The sequence below is a fragment of the Weizmannia sp. FSL W8-1119 genome (assembly GCF_038008605.1).
GTDB lineage: Bacteria > Bacillota > Bacilli > Bacillales > Bacillaceae_C > Weizmannia > Weizmannia coagulans.
This window is the reverse complement of sequence record NZ_JBBOZL010000001.1, coordinates 585,508-598,485: the sequence shown is the minus strand read 5'-3', so window position 1 is coordinate 598,485 and position 12,978 is coordinate 585,508. Positions and strand designations below refer to the sequence as shown.

Annotated in this window: 13 protein-coding genes, 1 tRNA gene and 1 riboswitch; of the genes, 5 read left to right on the top strand and 9 right to left on the bottom strand. The window is 49.9% G+C overall.

The window, feature by feature from the left end; all coding sequences use genetic code 11:
- Positions 1-8: 8 nt before the first annotated feature.
- From NSQ19_RS02800 to NSQ19_RS02780, 5 genes are all read right to left on the bottom strand, one after another.
- Positions 9-81, bottom strand: a tRNA-Lys gene (locus tag NSQ19_RS02800).
- A gap of 378 nt (positions 82-459) precedes the next feature.
- Entirely contained in the window at positions 460-1,908 is a 1,449-nt protein-coding gene (gene panF / locus NSQ19_RS02795) for a sodium/pantothenate symporter (RefSeq protein WP_340702333.1), read from the bottom strand.
- The gene (locus NSQ19_RS02790) at positions 1,905-2,177 is read right to left on the bottom strand and encodes a YhdT family protein (RefSeq protein ID WP_013858520.1); all 273 of its coding nucleotides are present in this window, start codon (positions 2,175-2,177) and stop codon (positions 1,905-1,907) included. The genes panF and NSQ19_RS02790 overlap by 4 nt, the downstream gene beginning before the upstream one ends.
- 211 nt (positions 2,178-2,388) lie before the next feature.
- Entirely contained in the window at positions 2,389-3,276 is an 888-nt protein-coding gene (gene galU / locus NSQ19_RS02785; RefSeq protein ID WP_081105606.1) for a UTP--glucose-1-phosphate uridylyltransferase GalU, read from the bottom strand.
- 22 nt (positions 3,277-3,298) lie between these two features.
- Complete coding sequence (locus NSQ19_RS02780) at positions 3,299-4,783, bottom strand: bifunctional ADP-dependent NAD(P)H-hydrate dehydratase/NAD(P)H-hydrate epimerase (protein WP_013858518.1); 1,485 nt, start codon at positions 4,781-4,783, stop codon at positions 3,299-3,301.
- A 148-nt stretch (positions 4,784-4,931) separates the two neighbouring features.
- On the opposite strand from NSQ19_RS02780, the gene NSQ19_RS02775 reads away from it, so the two are divergent.
- The 5 genes from NSQ19_RS02775 to thrB all read left to right on the top strand — a co-directional run bounded on the left by NSQ19_RS02775 (position 4,932) and on the right by thrB (position 9,848).
- Complete coding sequence (locus NSQ19_RS02775; RefSeq protein ID WP_340702332.1) at positions 4,932-5,345, top strand: DUF4064 domain-containing protein; 414 nt, start codon at positions 4,932-4,934, stop codon at positions 5,343-5,345.
- A gap of 325 nt (positions 5,346-5,670) precedes the next feature.
- Entirely contained in the window at positions 5,671-6,450 is a 780-nt protein-coding gene (locus NSQ19_RS02770; RefSeq protein ID WP_340702331.1) for an arginase family protein, read from the top strand.
- 116 nt (positions 6,451-6,566) lie between these two features.
- Positions 6,567-7,862 (top strand): homoserine dehydrogenase, encoded by a 1,296-nt coding sequence (locus tag NSQ19_RS02765; RefSeq protein WP_340702330.1) that lies wholly within the window; start codon positions 6,567-6,569, stop codon positions 7,860-7,862.
- A gap of 4 nt (positions 7,863-7,866) precedes the next feature.
- Positions 7,867-8,931: a threonine synthase gene (gene thrC, locus NSQ19_RS02760; RefSeq protein ID WP_237348952.1), complete on the top strand. Its 1,065-nt coding sequence runs from the start codon at positions 7,867-7,869 to the stop codon at positions 8,929-8,931.
- A complete protein-coding gene (gene thrB / locus NSQ19_RS02755; RefSeq protein ID WP_029142013.1) occupies positions 8,928-9,848 on the top strand; it encodes a homoserine kinase in 921 nt (306 codons plus the stop codon). Before thrC ends, thrB begins: the two co-directional genes overlap by 4 nt.
- Positions 9,849-9,877: 29 nt before the next feature.
- On the opposite strand, the gene NSQ19_RS02750 is transcribed toward thrB, so the two are convergent.
- Genes NSQ19_RS02750 through NSQ19_RS02735 form a run of 4 tightly spaced genes read right to left on the bottom strand, consistent with a single transcriptional unit; the run spans position 9,878 to position 12,690 of the window.
- Complete coding sequence (locus NSQ19_RS02750) at positions 9,878-10,627, bottom strand: ABC transporter ATP-binding protein (protein ID WP_340702329.1); 750 nt, start codon at positions 10,625-10,627, stop codon at positions 9,878-9,880.
- A complete protein-coding gene (locus tag NSQ19_RS02745; protein ID WP_017553400.1) occupies positions 10,624-11,622 on the bottom strand; it encodes an ABC transporter substrate-binding protein in 999 nt (332 codons plus the stop codon). The genes NSQ19_RS02750 and NSQ19_RS02745 overlap by 4 nt, the downstream gene beginning before the upstream one ends.
- Positions 11,619-12,416, bottom strand: a complete 798-nt coding sequence (locus NSQ19_RS02740) for an ABC transporter permease (RefSeq protein WP_019722212.1) — start codon at positions 12,414-12,416, stop codon at positions 11,619-11,621. The genes NSQ19_RS02745 and NSQ19_RS02740 overlap by 4 nt, the downstream gene beginning before the upstream one ends.
- Positions 12,367-12,690: an MTH1187 family thiamine-binding protein gene (locus tag NSQ19_RS02735; protein WP_029141401.1), complete on the bottom strand. Its 324-nt coding sequence runs from the start codon at positions 12,688-12,690 to the stop codon at positions 12,367-12,369. The genes NSQ19_RS02740 and NSQ19_RS02735 overlap by 50 nt, the downstream gene beginning before the upstream one ends.
- A gap of 81 nt (positions 12,691-12,771) precedes the next feature.
- Positions 12,772-12,875: riboswitch (TPP riboswitch) on the bottom strand.
- Between the last annotated feature and the right edge of the window lie 103 nt (positions 12,876-12,978).

The following is a 12,978-nucleotide window of genomic DNA, read 5'->3' as shown; positions in this document are numbered from 1 at the left end:
CTTCGTGATGGGACATGAGGGGCTCGAACCCACGACCCGCTGATTAAGAGTCAGCTGCTCTTCCAACTGAGCTAATGTCCCGCAGATGACAATCATTATATTACCACAATTCCGGGAGAGATGCAACGAAAAATTTTTTCGCAGCCTTAAATTCCAGCCATCATGAACCTGCTTCAGGCAGAAGAACAGCGAAAGCTTCGGTTCCAACCATAATTGGCTACCCCATTTTGAAACGCTCCCAATCTGCCGTGCATTTATCCCGGGGAAAATTTTGGCCATTTTTTGCGGATTTACACCAAATGATTTGCGGGCAGCTTCGCTTTTTCGGCAAAATTTTCGAGGCTGTCTTTCAATCAGGGGCCGGGAGGATGACTCGTCCCGGTCCGATTGATTCTTATTTTGCAGGCTTTCCCCGGGCACCGCGCATTTTTAGCCAAAATTTCAATTTGGGGCGCCAGATTACTCGGACCCGGCCCGAATGGCAGCCCTTTTGCGCCCGAAGAGGAGGCTCGCCGCAATAAACCCGGCGCATGAAATAAGAACCGGAAGCACAACTGTATGCAATCCGAACGGGTTTGGGTGCAGGCGGTCCAGCAAAATGTACGAGCCCATACCGAGTATCATGGAACAAACCGCGCCGTACTTGTTTCCTTTTTTCCAGTACAGGCCGAAAATAACCGGCCATATAAATACGGATTCCAGGCCGCCAAAGGAAAACAAGTTGAGCCATATAATCAATTTCGGCGGGCTGAGCGACAACAGCACGACAACGGCGGCAACCGCTGCGGTCACGCCGAAACTCGCTGCTTTCATCTGTTTTTCGGATGCGTCCGGCTTCACATAATTCAAATAAAGGTCTTTGACGAGCGCAGAACCGACGAGAATAAGCAGCGCATCAACGGTGGACATAATCGCGGCCATCGGGGCAGCGAGCACAATACCGGCCGGCACTGGCGGCAGCACTTTCATCGTTAATAGCGGCATAACCGTATCCGGCACTTCCACACCTGGTATGACAGCGCGTGCCATCACGCCGATAAAATGCATGCCGAACATAATAAAACCAATGACAATGGTACCGATGATGATCGCCCTGTGCATCGCCCGGGAATCTTTATAAGACATCGCCCGGACCGTAATTTGCGGCAGGCCGACGACACCGATCCCGACCAAAATCCAAAACGACGATACATAGGCAGGGGCCAGGCTGTGCCCATGCCCGAACGGCGTAATCAGGTCCGGGTCCTGCACAGCAAGATTGTGCATAATATGTTCCATCCCGCCGCCCGCTTTAATGGTTGCCACTAGTAAAATAAGCGTGCCGAGAAACATGACCGTCCCCTGGACCGCATCTGTCACCGCCACTGCGCGAAATCCCCCGACTACGACAAACAGCGTAACAGAAGCGGCAAAAATCAGGAGCGACGCCGTATACGGCAGGCCGGTCAGCGATTCAACAAGGCGTGCCCCGCCGATCCACTGTGCCGTCATGGATGAAAACAGAAAAATAATAATGCTTGCTGCCGCCAAAATGACGACGGTATCACTTTGATAGCGGCCTTTTAAAAAGTCAATCAGCGTCACCGCATCATATTTGCGTGCCATAATCGCAAATTTTTTCCCGAGTACCATCAGGACAAAATAACCGGTTGAAAGCTGCGCCATGGAAAGGAGCACCCAGCCAAGCCCCTGCGTGTACGCCACGCCCGGGCCGCCGATAAAGCTGCTGGCGCTCCCGTATGTCGCCACCATTGTCATCGCAAGGATAAAGCCGCCGAGCTGCCGTTTCCCAAGAAAATATTCATGTACAAAAGATTGCGTTTTGATCACATATTGATTGGCCCAAAAACCAACGGCAAAAATAATAAGCAAAAAAATGAGCAGTGGTGCCAGTACCGGCCAGTTCATGGCTTGTCCCCCTCTTCATCATCGAAAGGAATATCTTTGAAAAAGAACTTCACAATGAAGATGACAAGCGCCGTCACGACAATATAGCCGGCAATGCAGCTGTAAAAAAACCATGACGGCATGCCAAATATATAATGGTACTGTTTGGCCGGCCGTGTACCTAAGCCGTAAGCAAAACCGTACCACCAGAGAAAATTGAACAGCACAAGCCCGACGCCGATCCATGCTTCCTTATGCGCCTGTTTAAATCTTTGGTCATCTTTTTTCAAAATGTGCCATCCTTTCCTTGCTTTCGCTACTATCTTACATCTTTTTTCATCCGGCCGTGTGATTTTTGCCAATGGACAGGGTTTGTTTTTTGCATCAAAGCAGCCGGAGCTTCAGATTGTATCCCGCACCCCCTTCACACAGGTCCGATAAAAAACGCCTGCGTTCGCACATTTCACGAAACAGGCGTTTTTACCGGCAGACCCGGCAGCTTCAGATCCGGTCGTTTTGTATTCTCCATTGCAAATCTTCCAGATACCGGAGCAAATCATCGCGCAGATCTTCCCGGGAAAGCGCCATTTCAATCGTCGATTTGATAAACCCGAACTTTTCGCCGACATCGTAGCGTTTCCCTTCATAAGCATAGGCATACACTTTTTGGATTTCATTCAATTGTTCAATGGCATCGGTCAGCTGGATTTCTCCGCCTGAACCGGTCTTTTGCAATGAAAGGAAATCAAAAATCTCCGGTGTTAAAATATACCGCCCGATAATGGCGACATTTGACGGCGCTTCCTCCACTTTCGGCTTTTCTACAAAGCCTTTCACATCATAAATTCTTCCTTTTTGATCGAGCGGGTCAATAATCCCGTAACGGTTTGTTTCCTCACGCGCGACTTCCATGACGGCAATCACGCTGGAATGGACCTGTTCATAAACATCGATCATTTGTTTCAGGCAAGGCGGTTCAGCCTGGATGATGTCATCTCCAAGGAGCACGGCAAACGGTTCATTTCCGATAAATTTGCGCGCACACCAAATCGCGTGGCCCAATCCTTTTGGTTCCTTTTGCCGGATATAATGGATATCCACTTCTGCAGGCTGGCGCACTTTTTCAAGCAGATCAAATTTTTTCTTTGCGATCAAATTGTCCTCAAGCTCAAATGCATGGTCAAAATGGTCTTCAATCGCCCGTTTCCCTTTCCCGGTTACGATGATGATATCTTCAATGCCGGAATCAATGGCCTCTTCCACAATATATTGGATTGTCGGCTTATCGACAATCGGAAGCATTTCTTTCGGCATTGCCTTCGTCGCCGGCAGGAAACGTGTTCCAAGCCCCGCTGCCGGGATAATCGCCTTCTTGATTTTTTGCATCATTTGTCACCTCTTTATAAAACGGTCACCGTTCTCCTAAACCCGGCGCTTCACATGCATCTTTCGCGGCCGTTTCCAATTGGTGCATCACTTTTGGAAGCAGCCGGGAAAATTCATGGGCAGTGAGTGTAGAGGACCCGTTTTCCCGGATCCACAAGTCGGCGCATGCCCCGTGAATATAAACGGCATTGGCAACCGCTTCCTTGATATTAGCATACGTGCATATATTTGCCAAGAGCATGCCGGTTAATGTATCGCCGCTTCCGCCTTTTGCCAGGCTGCTGTTGCCGGTTGCATTTACATAGCCGCTGCCATCCGGAAAAGCCATCACCGTGTACTGCCCTTTTAAAACGACGGTGACCCCGTGTTCCTGCGCATAAGCGGAAGCAAGCCTGATCCTGTCCGATGCCATTTGCCCGGCCGGAATGCCCGCCATCCTTGAAAATTCCCCCGGATGCGGCGTTAAAACGACCGGAGCCGTGCGTTTCGGGTATGCCCTTTTATGTAATGCACCCGCATCGAGGACAACAGGAAGCGGTTCTTTTAAAACGCCATGAATGAAAGACTCCAGCTGCTTATCCGGTTCAATCCCGGGACCGATGGCCACCCCGGCAAACTTCTGCCCCAAATCGTTCAGCCGCTTTGAAAAATCCCTTTTTAAATAAGTGGCTTCAGGAACGAGTGTGGCAATCACATTCCGAGCACCGCTTTCCGTAAAAACGGAGAGTTTCCCGATCCCCATCCGCATCGCGCCGATCGCAGCCAACGCCGCGCTGCCCGGCATATCGTCACTTCCGGCAACCAAAAGCCCGGTCCCGAACGTGCCTTTATGGACATTTCCGCTTCTTTCGGGAAGCGAACGGATGACATCTTCTTCCGACCAAATTTTCCATTTTGATGTATGCGGCAGGCCGATTTCGACAGCCTTTGTTTCGCCAAAATAAGCGGAAGAAGGGAATAACAGGCTGGACGGTTTCAATCCATGGAGAGAAAACGTATAATCCGCGTGTACGGTATGCGGATCGGCATCACCCGTATCCCCCGCCACTCCCGTCGGTACGTCAATGGCGGCCACTTTTGCTTTCCGGGTATTGATCCAATCGGTTATTTCTGCAAGATCATCCCTGAGCGGCAGCCTGGTACCTACGCCAAGTAGCCCGTCTGCGATCCAGTCATACTGTTTCTCACGGTCAAAAGGGGCTGCTTCAAAGCCGCACGATTGAAAATAGGAAAAATGCTGCGCGGCCTCTTTCGTTTGCGGCGGACCTAAAGGAAAGATCAAATCCGCTTTGTATCCGTTCAGTTTTAAATAGCGGGCAAGCACGATTCCGTCCCCGCCGTTATTCCCCTTGCCGGATAGCACCGCAATCGTGTCGCGTTTGGAAAGGAGCGGCGCAAGTGCCCGGTACAGGCCGCTTCCGGCATTTTCCATCAGCGTAAACGTATCCATGCCGAAAGAAGCTGCCGTTGCATCGGCTTCCTTAATTTCTTTGCTTGTATAAATTTGCATTGCCAAACACCCCCGTTCTCATAGTTTTATTGTAACACTGCTTGAATGCGGCAACATAAAATTTCTAATTTCCGAATCCTTTTTTTGTTTTTTTCGTATTTATGGAAGGGAATGGGTTTTATAGACAAGAAAGAAAGGGGTGGTATAAATGAAACGAACTGCTGAAATTATACTGAGCGTCATTGGCGCGGTGCTAAACGGACTTGCCGCAATTCTTGTCTTCTTCGGTACAGTAGCCATGAAAAGCGAAGGTATCAACCAAATGGAAGCCCGGATGAAAACGGATGCCTCCATCCCGGAAACCGATTTTCAAACAGCCCTTCATACGATCCAGGCACTCGGCTGGGGAATTGCTGTGGTGCTTGCCATCGGAACGGCGGTCGGCATTTTCGCCGCTGTTCAACTGAGGAATAACAAAAGTCCGAAGCTGTCAGGCATTTTGCTTATTATCGGCGCAGTGCTTGTGTTCTTTTTCACCGTCGGATTCGGGGTGCTCCCGGCGCTGCTTTACCTGATTGCAGGCATTATGAGCCTCGTGCGCAAACCGCCGGTCATCGTTTAATAGAGCATAAAGCCTTCCTGCATGAGGGAGGCTTATTTTGATGCGAAAAAATAATACGGCCGGCGCGATTCCGCTTTTCATGCCGCAATCTCGCAATGAAAAATTCGGATGAAAATCCCCCCCAAAAGGACGCGGGAGCGCGGCGTTTGCCGGTTGCCATTTCAAGAATTTACGTGTGTAATCTTTCCCGCCCCTTCCTGTTGAGCCGGAAACGGTGCACGCTTTAAAAAAGTGTGATAAAATAAATCATAAACGTTTCAATATTCCGCCATTCAAAGGAACCTTGTTCAACCCGTTCTGTGATTTCTTAAAGGAGATGAAAGAGATGGGTTTATTGCATAAAGGTGTCACGATATTGGCTTTTGACGAAACGTATGATGAACAAAAAAGGGTCCAGTCTTTTCCCCATGAAACAATCAATATGAAACATATCCGCCATACCAATCTTTTTTGTGAAAAAGAGGCGCTTTTCCAAATTGAAACGGCACTGGGCCGCCGCAAGCAAAAAGGCATCACCTTTCTTGGAAGCGGCAATTACCATTATGTAACCTCCCTGCTTTTAAAAGAAGCGCCGGAACCGTTCACCCTTGTGCTGTTCGACAACCATCCGGACATGGACGACAGCTTTGAACAAACACTGCTGTCATGCGGGTCATGGGTTTCCTACGCCTTAAAAATGAACCCGCTGCTGAAAAGCGTTGCCATCATCGGCCCGACTTCTTTCATAACACATCGCCGCCCGCCGCAAACCGTCCAAATCTTTCCTTTTAACAGCCGGAATCTTGAAAACCGGCAACGGATTTTATCCGCCATTCCAACAGATACCGTCTATATCAGCATTGACAAAGACGTCCTTTCCCCGGCTTTTGCCGAGACAAACTGGGATCAGGGGGCGATGGGCAGGCAGGAATTGCTGTCCTGCATTTCGGCCATTCTCGATCAAAAACAAGTATTTGGCATCGATATATGCGGGGAGGCCGCAGTCTCGCCGGCTGAATGCTTTCTCCCGCATGCGTTTGAAATGGTCCAAAAAAACGACGCCATGAATGCCGCAATTCTCGAAGTTTGCCTGGAGCGGCACCCGCAACCAGCACTATACGTCTGATTCTTTTTCTTACTTTTAAAAAAAGAAAGACTTGATCTTCCTCTGTATTCATGCTTTAATGTCTATTATACAAAGACATTTGTTTTATGTAAAAATACATAAAGAGGTGTGATCAAATGAAATCGGACGTTTCAATCGGACTGCTCGGACTCGGAACCGTTGGCTGCGGCGTTGTCAGACTGATCCGGCAGCATCAGGAGGAACTCGTCCACCAGCTTGGGCGTGAAGTAAAGGTGAAACGCATTCTCGTGCGCGACATCGAAAAAGACCGCGGTGTAGACATTGATCCCGCCTCTGTCACTACAAATCCCGATGAGATATTAAATGACCCGGAAATTGATGTCGTCGTCGAAGTGATGGGCGGAATTGATGAAGCCCGGAGGTACATTGTCAAGGCGATTGAAAATAAAAAACATGTCATAACCGCGAACAAAGATTTAATTGCCCTCTACGGCCCGGAGCTTCAGGAACTGGCCTGGAAAAACCAGTGTGACCTCCTGTATGAGGCAAGCGTCGGCGGCGGCATCCCGATTATCAGGGGGCTCACGGACGGCCTTGTTTCCGACCGGATCCAAAAAGTGATGGGGATCGTCAACGGGACAACCAATTTTATTCTAACCAAAATGATGGATGAAGGCGTTTCTTATGACGAGGCACTGAAAGAGGCACAGGAACTTGGTTTTGCCGAAGCCGACCCGACGTCAGATGTGGAAGGCCTGGATGCGGCAAGAAAAATGGCGATTTTGGCACGGCTCGCATTCTATACAAATGTGAAACTTGAAGATGTGGAAGTGGAAGGCATTACCCATCTTTCATCTGCAGATTTGCATTACGGGAAAACGCTTGGGTATACGATGAAGCTGATCGGCATGGCGGAATGCCAGGATGAACATATTGAAGTGAGCGTGCAGCCGACGTTTATCGCCCAAAAACACCCGCTTGCTTCCGTGAAAAATGAATTCAATGCCGTTTATATTAACGGGGAAGCAATCGGCGAGGCGATGTTTTACGGGCCCGGCGCCGGAAGCATGCCGACTGCGACCGCGGTCGTGAGCGATTGTATTGCCGCGATTAAAAACATGCAGCTCGGTGTGAACGGCCGGAACCTCAGGGGCCCGCGCTTTGAACGGAAACTCATGCCGTCTGAGCAGCGCTACGGGCAATTTTATATCCGTATGCATTTAAAAGACCAGGTCGGCGCATTTTCGAAAATTACAGCCGCCTTCAGCGCGCTCAACATCAGCTTTAAACGGATTTTGCAGACGCCTGATAAACGCGATGAGCTTGCAGAAATCATCATTGTCACCCACAAAGTGTCGCTCGACCGTTTCCAAAAGGCGCTCGAGCAGTTAAATGACATGCCTGTTGTCAAAGAAGTGAACAGCTACTACCGTGTTGAAGGAGAGGCGTAAAGACATGAATCAATGGCCAGGATTACTCAAGCAGTACAAATCATTTTTACCCGTCACAGACAAAACACCAGAACTGACATTATTTGAAGGCAATACGCCGCTTATCCCGTTTGCCCGCTTATCGGAAAAACTCGGCGTGGAATTGTACGGAAAATTTGAAGGGTTGAACCCGACCGGCTCTTTTAAAGACCGCGGCATGGTGATGGCGGTTGCGAAAGCGATCGAAAGCGGCAGCAGGTCCGTTATCTGCGCCTCTACCGGCAACACATCCGCTTCTGCGGCCGCCTATGCTGCAAAAGCCGGGATCCGGGCGATCATCGTGATTCCGAGCGGAAAAATCGCGCTTGGCAAACTGGCGCAGGCCGTTATGTACGGTGCTGAAATCGTGGAAATTGACGGCAATTTTGACCAGGCGCTTAAAATCGTCAGGAAAGTAAGCAAAACTTCGCCTGTCACACTTGTAAACTCAGTTAACCCTTACCGGCTGGAAGGCCAAAAAACGGCAGCTTTCGAGATTTGTGAGCAGCTGGGTTCAGCACCTGATGTCCTTGCCATCCCGGTCGGCAATGCCGGAAACATCAGCGCGTATTGGAAAGGATTCAAAGAGTTCAATGAGAAATTTGAAACCGGCCTGCCGGAAATGCACGGCTTTGAAGCGGAAGGCGCGGCTGCCATCGTCCGGGACCGGGTGATCGAAAACCCTGAAACGGTCGCCACCGCGATCCGGATCGGCAACCCGGCAAGCTGGAAACTGGCCGTCAATGCCCGCGATGAATCAGGCGGCGTGATCGACTTGGTGTCAGACCCAGAAATTCTTGATGCGTTCCGGCTGCTCGCCCGCAATGAAGGGACGTTCGCCGAGCCGGGTTCATGTGCGTCCATCGCCGGTGTCATCAAGCAGGTCAAAACGGGACAGATCAAAAAAGGGAGCAAAGTGGTTGCTGTCCTGACCGGAAACGGGCTTAAAGACCCGCAAACCGCCATGTCCCAAGTCGAAGTCCGGCCTGCCGTGCTGCCGGCAACGGAAGAAGCCGTGACAGATTATCTTTCGAATGTGATCCATGTATGAACAGGCTGGTTATCCGTGTACCCGCAAGCACGGCAAATCTCGGGCCCGGATTTGATTCAGTCGGCATGGCGCTCAACCGTTTCTTAACGCTTGAAGTGTGCGGCAGCAAGGAATGGGTTTTTGAACAAGTATCGCCCCTTTTGCCGCCGCTTCCGGAAGACAGCGACCCTTTTATCTTAAAAATTGCGCGGCAGGTTGCGGATTTATATGGCAGCCGGCTGGCCCCGTGCAAAGTCATTGTTGACAGTGAAATTCCGCTTGCCCGCGGGCTTGGCAGCAGCGCCTCAGCCGTTGTAGCCGGCATTGAACTTGCCAACTTTGCCGGAAATCTCGGGCTTTCGCTTGCGGAAAAGCTGGACATTGCCTCGCGGATCGAGGGGCATCCGGATAATGTCGCGGCATCCCTGTTCGGCGGGCTCGTTGTTTCAGCCGAGCGCGGGGACGGACGGTTTGAAGTCATGCCGTTTTTTGACATCATGGCGGATTTGCTCCTTTTTATTCCCGATTATGAGCTGAAAACGGAAGATGCGCGCAGAGTGCTTCCTGATTTTTATGCGCGGAAAGAAGCGGTAAAAGGGAGCGCGGCCAGCAACCTTTTTATTGCGGCGCTCATAAGTGGCCAGTACGAACTGGCTGGAAAGATGATGGAACAAGACCGTTTTCACGAGCCATACCGGACAAAATTGATCCCCGAATTTTTGGAGATCCGCAGGCTGGCCAAATCACTCGGCGCATACGGGACGGTCATTAGCGGCGCCGGCCCGACGGTTATTTCGCTCGTACCGTTCGAAGAGGCAGAGGCCATGGCAGAAACGATCCGCGCCCATTTCCCGCATGTGCTGGTTGAACCGGCCAAAGTTGACCGCACCGGCCTTTCCGTCGAAAAATATGCAGCATCCAATATGCTGAACTTGTAAAAAAGGTTTGGAGCCTCTCCAAACCTTTTTTATTTCCCCAAAAATGAGGCAAGCTCTCTTAACAGTTCATCTTTGTCTTTTTTCAACACATCCGAAGAGAGCATCTCCCATTTCCGCGGGCGCGGCAAATGCACCTTCAATTCGTGGATGATGACGGACGGCTGCTGCGACATGACAAAAACACGGTCCGATAGCAGCACGGCTTCATCAAGATCATGGGTAACCATAAGAATCGTCTGATTTCCTTTCTCCCATGATTCAAGCAGCCAGCGGTGGACATCCATTTTTGTAAAAGCATCGAGTTTTCCGAACGGTTCATCCAGCAGCATAACCGGCTTTTCACATAAATACGTGCGCAAAAAGCTGATCCGCTGCCGCATGCCGCCCGAGAGCGAGGCGGGATAGTGGCCGGCGTAATCTTCAAGGCCAAACTGCCGGAGTACCTCCATCCCCCGCAAAATTCGTTCCCGTTTCCGCACCCCTTTTATTTCAAGCGGTAGGACAATGTTTTGCAGTGCCGTCCGCCAGGGCAGAAGCAAATCCTGCTGCGGCATGAAACCGGCGGCATCCTGAACCCCGTCCGGTTTGCCGCCAAGCATCACTTTGCCGCCATCCGCCTTTTCAATCCCGGCAATGATATTTAACAGCGTGCTTTTTCCGCACCCGCTCGGCCCGATAAAAGCGCAGAACTCACCTTTTTGGATCGTTGCGGAAATGCCGTCGAGCACTTTTTTCCCTCCAAATGTTTTCGTAATGTCTTCCAATTGCAAATACGTCATGGCCGGTTTGGAAGAAATTCGTTTGTGTAGGCAGCCTTGATGTTAATTTTTTTCTTAATGACTTTATGGTCATAAAGGAAGTCCATATAACGGCGCCACACTTCTTCCTTCTGTACCCCCCATTCCGCGGCATCGTCCTGGTACTTCGTGCTCAGCCACTTCTGGCTGGCGCGGACAAGCCCTTTATTTGTATCCGGCACGTCCTGAATCAGGATATCGGCAGCCTGTTCCGGGTGCTTGATCGCAAATGTATAACCTTGCGCCGCAGCCTTCATAAAAGATTTGACAAGGGTTTTATCCCCTTTGGCCAGTTTTTCGCTTGTAATGATGACCGGGCTGTAATAATCAAGCGCAGGGTCGAGATCTTTGACCATGATAAGATTCAGTTTTTTCCCGTTCCGCTCTGCCTGGATGCCGTCCCAGCCGTAATAAATCCATTCAAAATCCGCTTCACGTCCGATTGATTTGAAAAAATCCGTCTGGCCGAGCACGATATTTTTTACTTTGCTGTAGTCGGCGCCGTATTTTTCCATGACCGTTTTGATGACAGCTTCTTCAGACGGCGAACCCCAGCCGCCGTAGCGTTTACCTTCAAAATCTTTCGGAGAAGTGATGTTGTCTTTTTTCAAAGAAGCAAAGCCGGAAGTATTGTGCTGGATGATCGCGGCAATGGATACAATCGGGATTCCTTCCGTCCTTGCCGTGGTGACATTTTCCTGATAGCTGATCCCGAAATCCGCTTTCCCGGAGGCCACCATCTGTTCAGCCGTGATATTGTCTCCCGGCTGGATAATTTTCACATCTAGGCCCTGCTTTTGAAAATAATGTTTTGTTTTAGCCACATACAGGCCGGTATGATTGGTGTTCGGAAACCAGTCCAGCACAACCGTCACCTTTTGCAACGCTTTTTTGCTGCTGTCCTTCTGCCCGCTGCCGGCACATCCGGCAGCAAGCAGCAACATGGCCGCCTGCAACATGATTAAAATTTTCTTCATTGATGATCTTCCTTTCGATATACCCATGGTGCGGATAGCCTTTGCAAACATTCAACAGCGCCGTATAAAAGAAATGTGAGCCCAATGATGACAGCGGAGATGGCAAACAAGCGGGCAGTCATAAAAGATTTTGTCGCCCTTGTCAGCATGACGCCGAGCCCTTCGCTTGCGCCGAGCCACTCACCGATAATGGCACCCATCACACTATATGTAACGGCAATTTTTAAACCTGAAAAAAAGTAAGGGAGCACAGCCGGAAATTTGACTTTCATGTAAATTTGCCCTTTTGAAGCATGCATGGTCTTTAACAGTTTCACCAAGTCATCATCCACCGTTTGAAACCCTTCCAGGATGCTCAATGCCAGCGGGAAAAAGCAGATTAAAATGACCACAATAACTTTTGACTGGAGCCCGAATCCGAACCAGACGATGAAAAGCGGCGCAATCGCCACAATCGGAATTGTTTGCGAAACGACCAGTAGCGGCCGGACCAGCATCCGGAAAACGGGAACCATATCCATAAAAACGGCAATCGCTGCGCCAATCATAATGGAAAAGGCAAGCCCGATCAATACTTCTTTTGCAGTTTGCCAAATATTGGGCCAAACCATCCATTGCAGATTTTTCAATTCCTGCCATACTTCCGTCGGTTTTGGCAGCATCCATTCACTGATATGAAAGCCGGCCGTTACCCCTTGCCAGACGAAGAGCAAAAAAATGAGCCAGGCAGCCGTGAGCGCCGTGTTAACGAACAGGCTGCGGCGCTTGTTCGCGATATTTTGCAATTTTTTCATCCATTGTCACCCCGGTGCTTGGCCGGTAATGGATTTTGATCGATGTGATGACATCAATCGCACCGGCTTGGACGCAAGCATCCTGCGCTTTTTTGATGATCCCAAGCAGTTCGTCAAGATCGCCTTCCATCGTCGTTTCCATTGCCCCAACTTCATAACGTACGCCGGCGTTTTGAACAACTTCGATCGCGCGGTCGACGACACCGTATAAGTCATCACTTTTAATATGCGGGACAACTGAAAAAGAAACCGTTACTTGATTCGATTTTTCCATCAAATTTTCCTCCTTTTTTTCAAATAAAAAAGCTTTCATTGCATGCGCAAGAAAGCCTGTCCATCCAAAACATGCCGAAACATGCTTCAATATGAGACTCCCTACGCTGGCATTATCCAGATCAGGTGAAGGGTCGATGCAAAACGGCATCCTCTCAGCCAAAACCGGCTCCCCTGCTTTTTTTCTTGTCATTTTATTGTAACATGAAAATCATCCTTTTTGGCAAACATTTTTCAATTCTTCAATTCCTTAGAACGTCCGGGCCTGCACAACGCCCCTCATTTATGC

Excerpts from the sequence above, each read along its gene's own strand:
- panF (WP_340702333.1), bottom strand. The coding sequence starts at position 1,908 with ATGAACTGGCCGGTACTGGCACCACTGCTCATTTTTTTGCTTATTATT.
- galU (WP_081105606.1), bottom strand. The coding sequence starts at position 3,276 with ATGATGCAAAAAATCAAGAAGGCGATTATCCCGGCAGCGGGGCTTGGA.
- NSQ19_RS02780 (WP_013858518.1), bottom strand. The coding sequence starts at position 4,783 with ATGCAAATTTATACAAGCAAAGAAATTAAGGAAGCCGATGCAACGGCA.
- NSQ19_RS02775 (WP_340702332.1), top strand. The coding sequence starts at position 4,932 with ATGAAACGAACTGCTGAAATTATACTGAGCGTCATTGGCGCGGTGCTA.
- NSQ19_RS02770 (WP_340702331.1), top strand. The coding sequence starts at position 5,671 with ATGGGTTTATTGCATAAAGGTGTCACGATATTGGCTTTTGACGAAACG.
- NSQ19_RS02765 (WP_340702330.1), top strand. The coding sequence starts at position 6,567 with ATGAAATCGGACGTTTCAATCGGACTGCTCGGACTCGGAACCGTTGGC.
- thrC (WP_237348952.1), top strand. The coding sequence starts at position 7,867 with ATGAATCAATGGCCAGGATTACTCAAGCAGTACAAATCATTTTTACCC.
- thrB (WP_029142013.1), top strand. The coding sequence starts at position 8,928 with ATGAACAGGCTGGTTATCCGTGTACCCGCAAGCACGGCAAATCTCGGG.
- NSQ19_RS02750 (WP_340702329.1), bottom strand. The coding sequence starts at position 10,627 with ATGACGTATTTGCAATTGGAAGACATTACGAAAACATTTGGAGGGAAA.
- NSQ19_RS02745 (WP_017553400.1), bottom strand. The coding sequence starts at position 11,622 with ATGAAGAAAATTTTAATCATGTTGCAGGCGGCCATGTTGCTGCTTGCT.
- NSQ19_RS02740 (WP_019722212.1), bottom strand. The coding sequence starts at position 12,416 with ATGAAAAAATTGCAAAATATCGCGAACAAGCGCCGCAGCCTGTTCGTT.
- NSQ19_RS02735 (WP_029141401.1), bottom strand. The coding sequence starts at position 12,690 with ATGGAAAAATCGAATCAAGTAACGGTTTCTTTTTCAGTTGTCCCGCAT.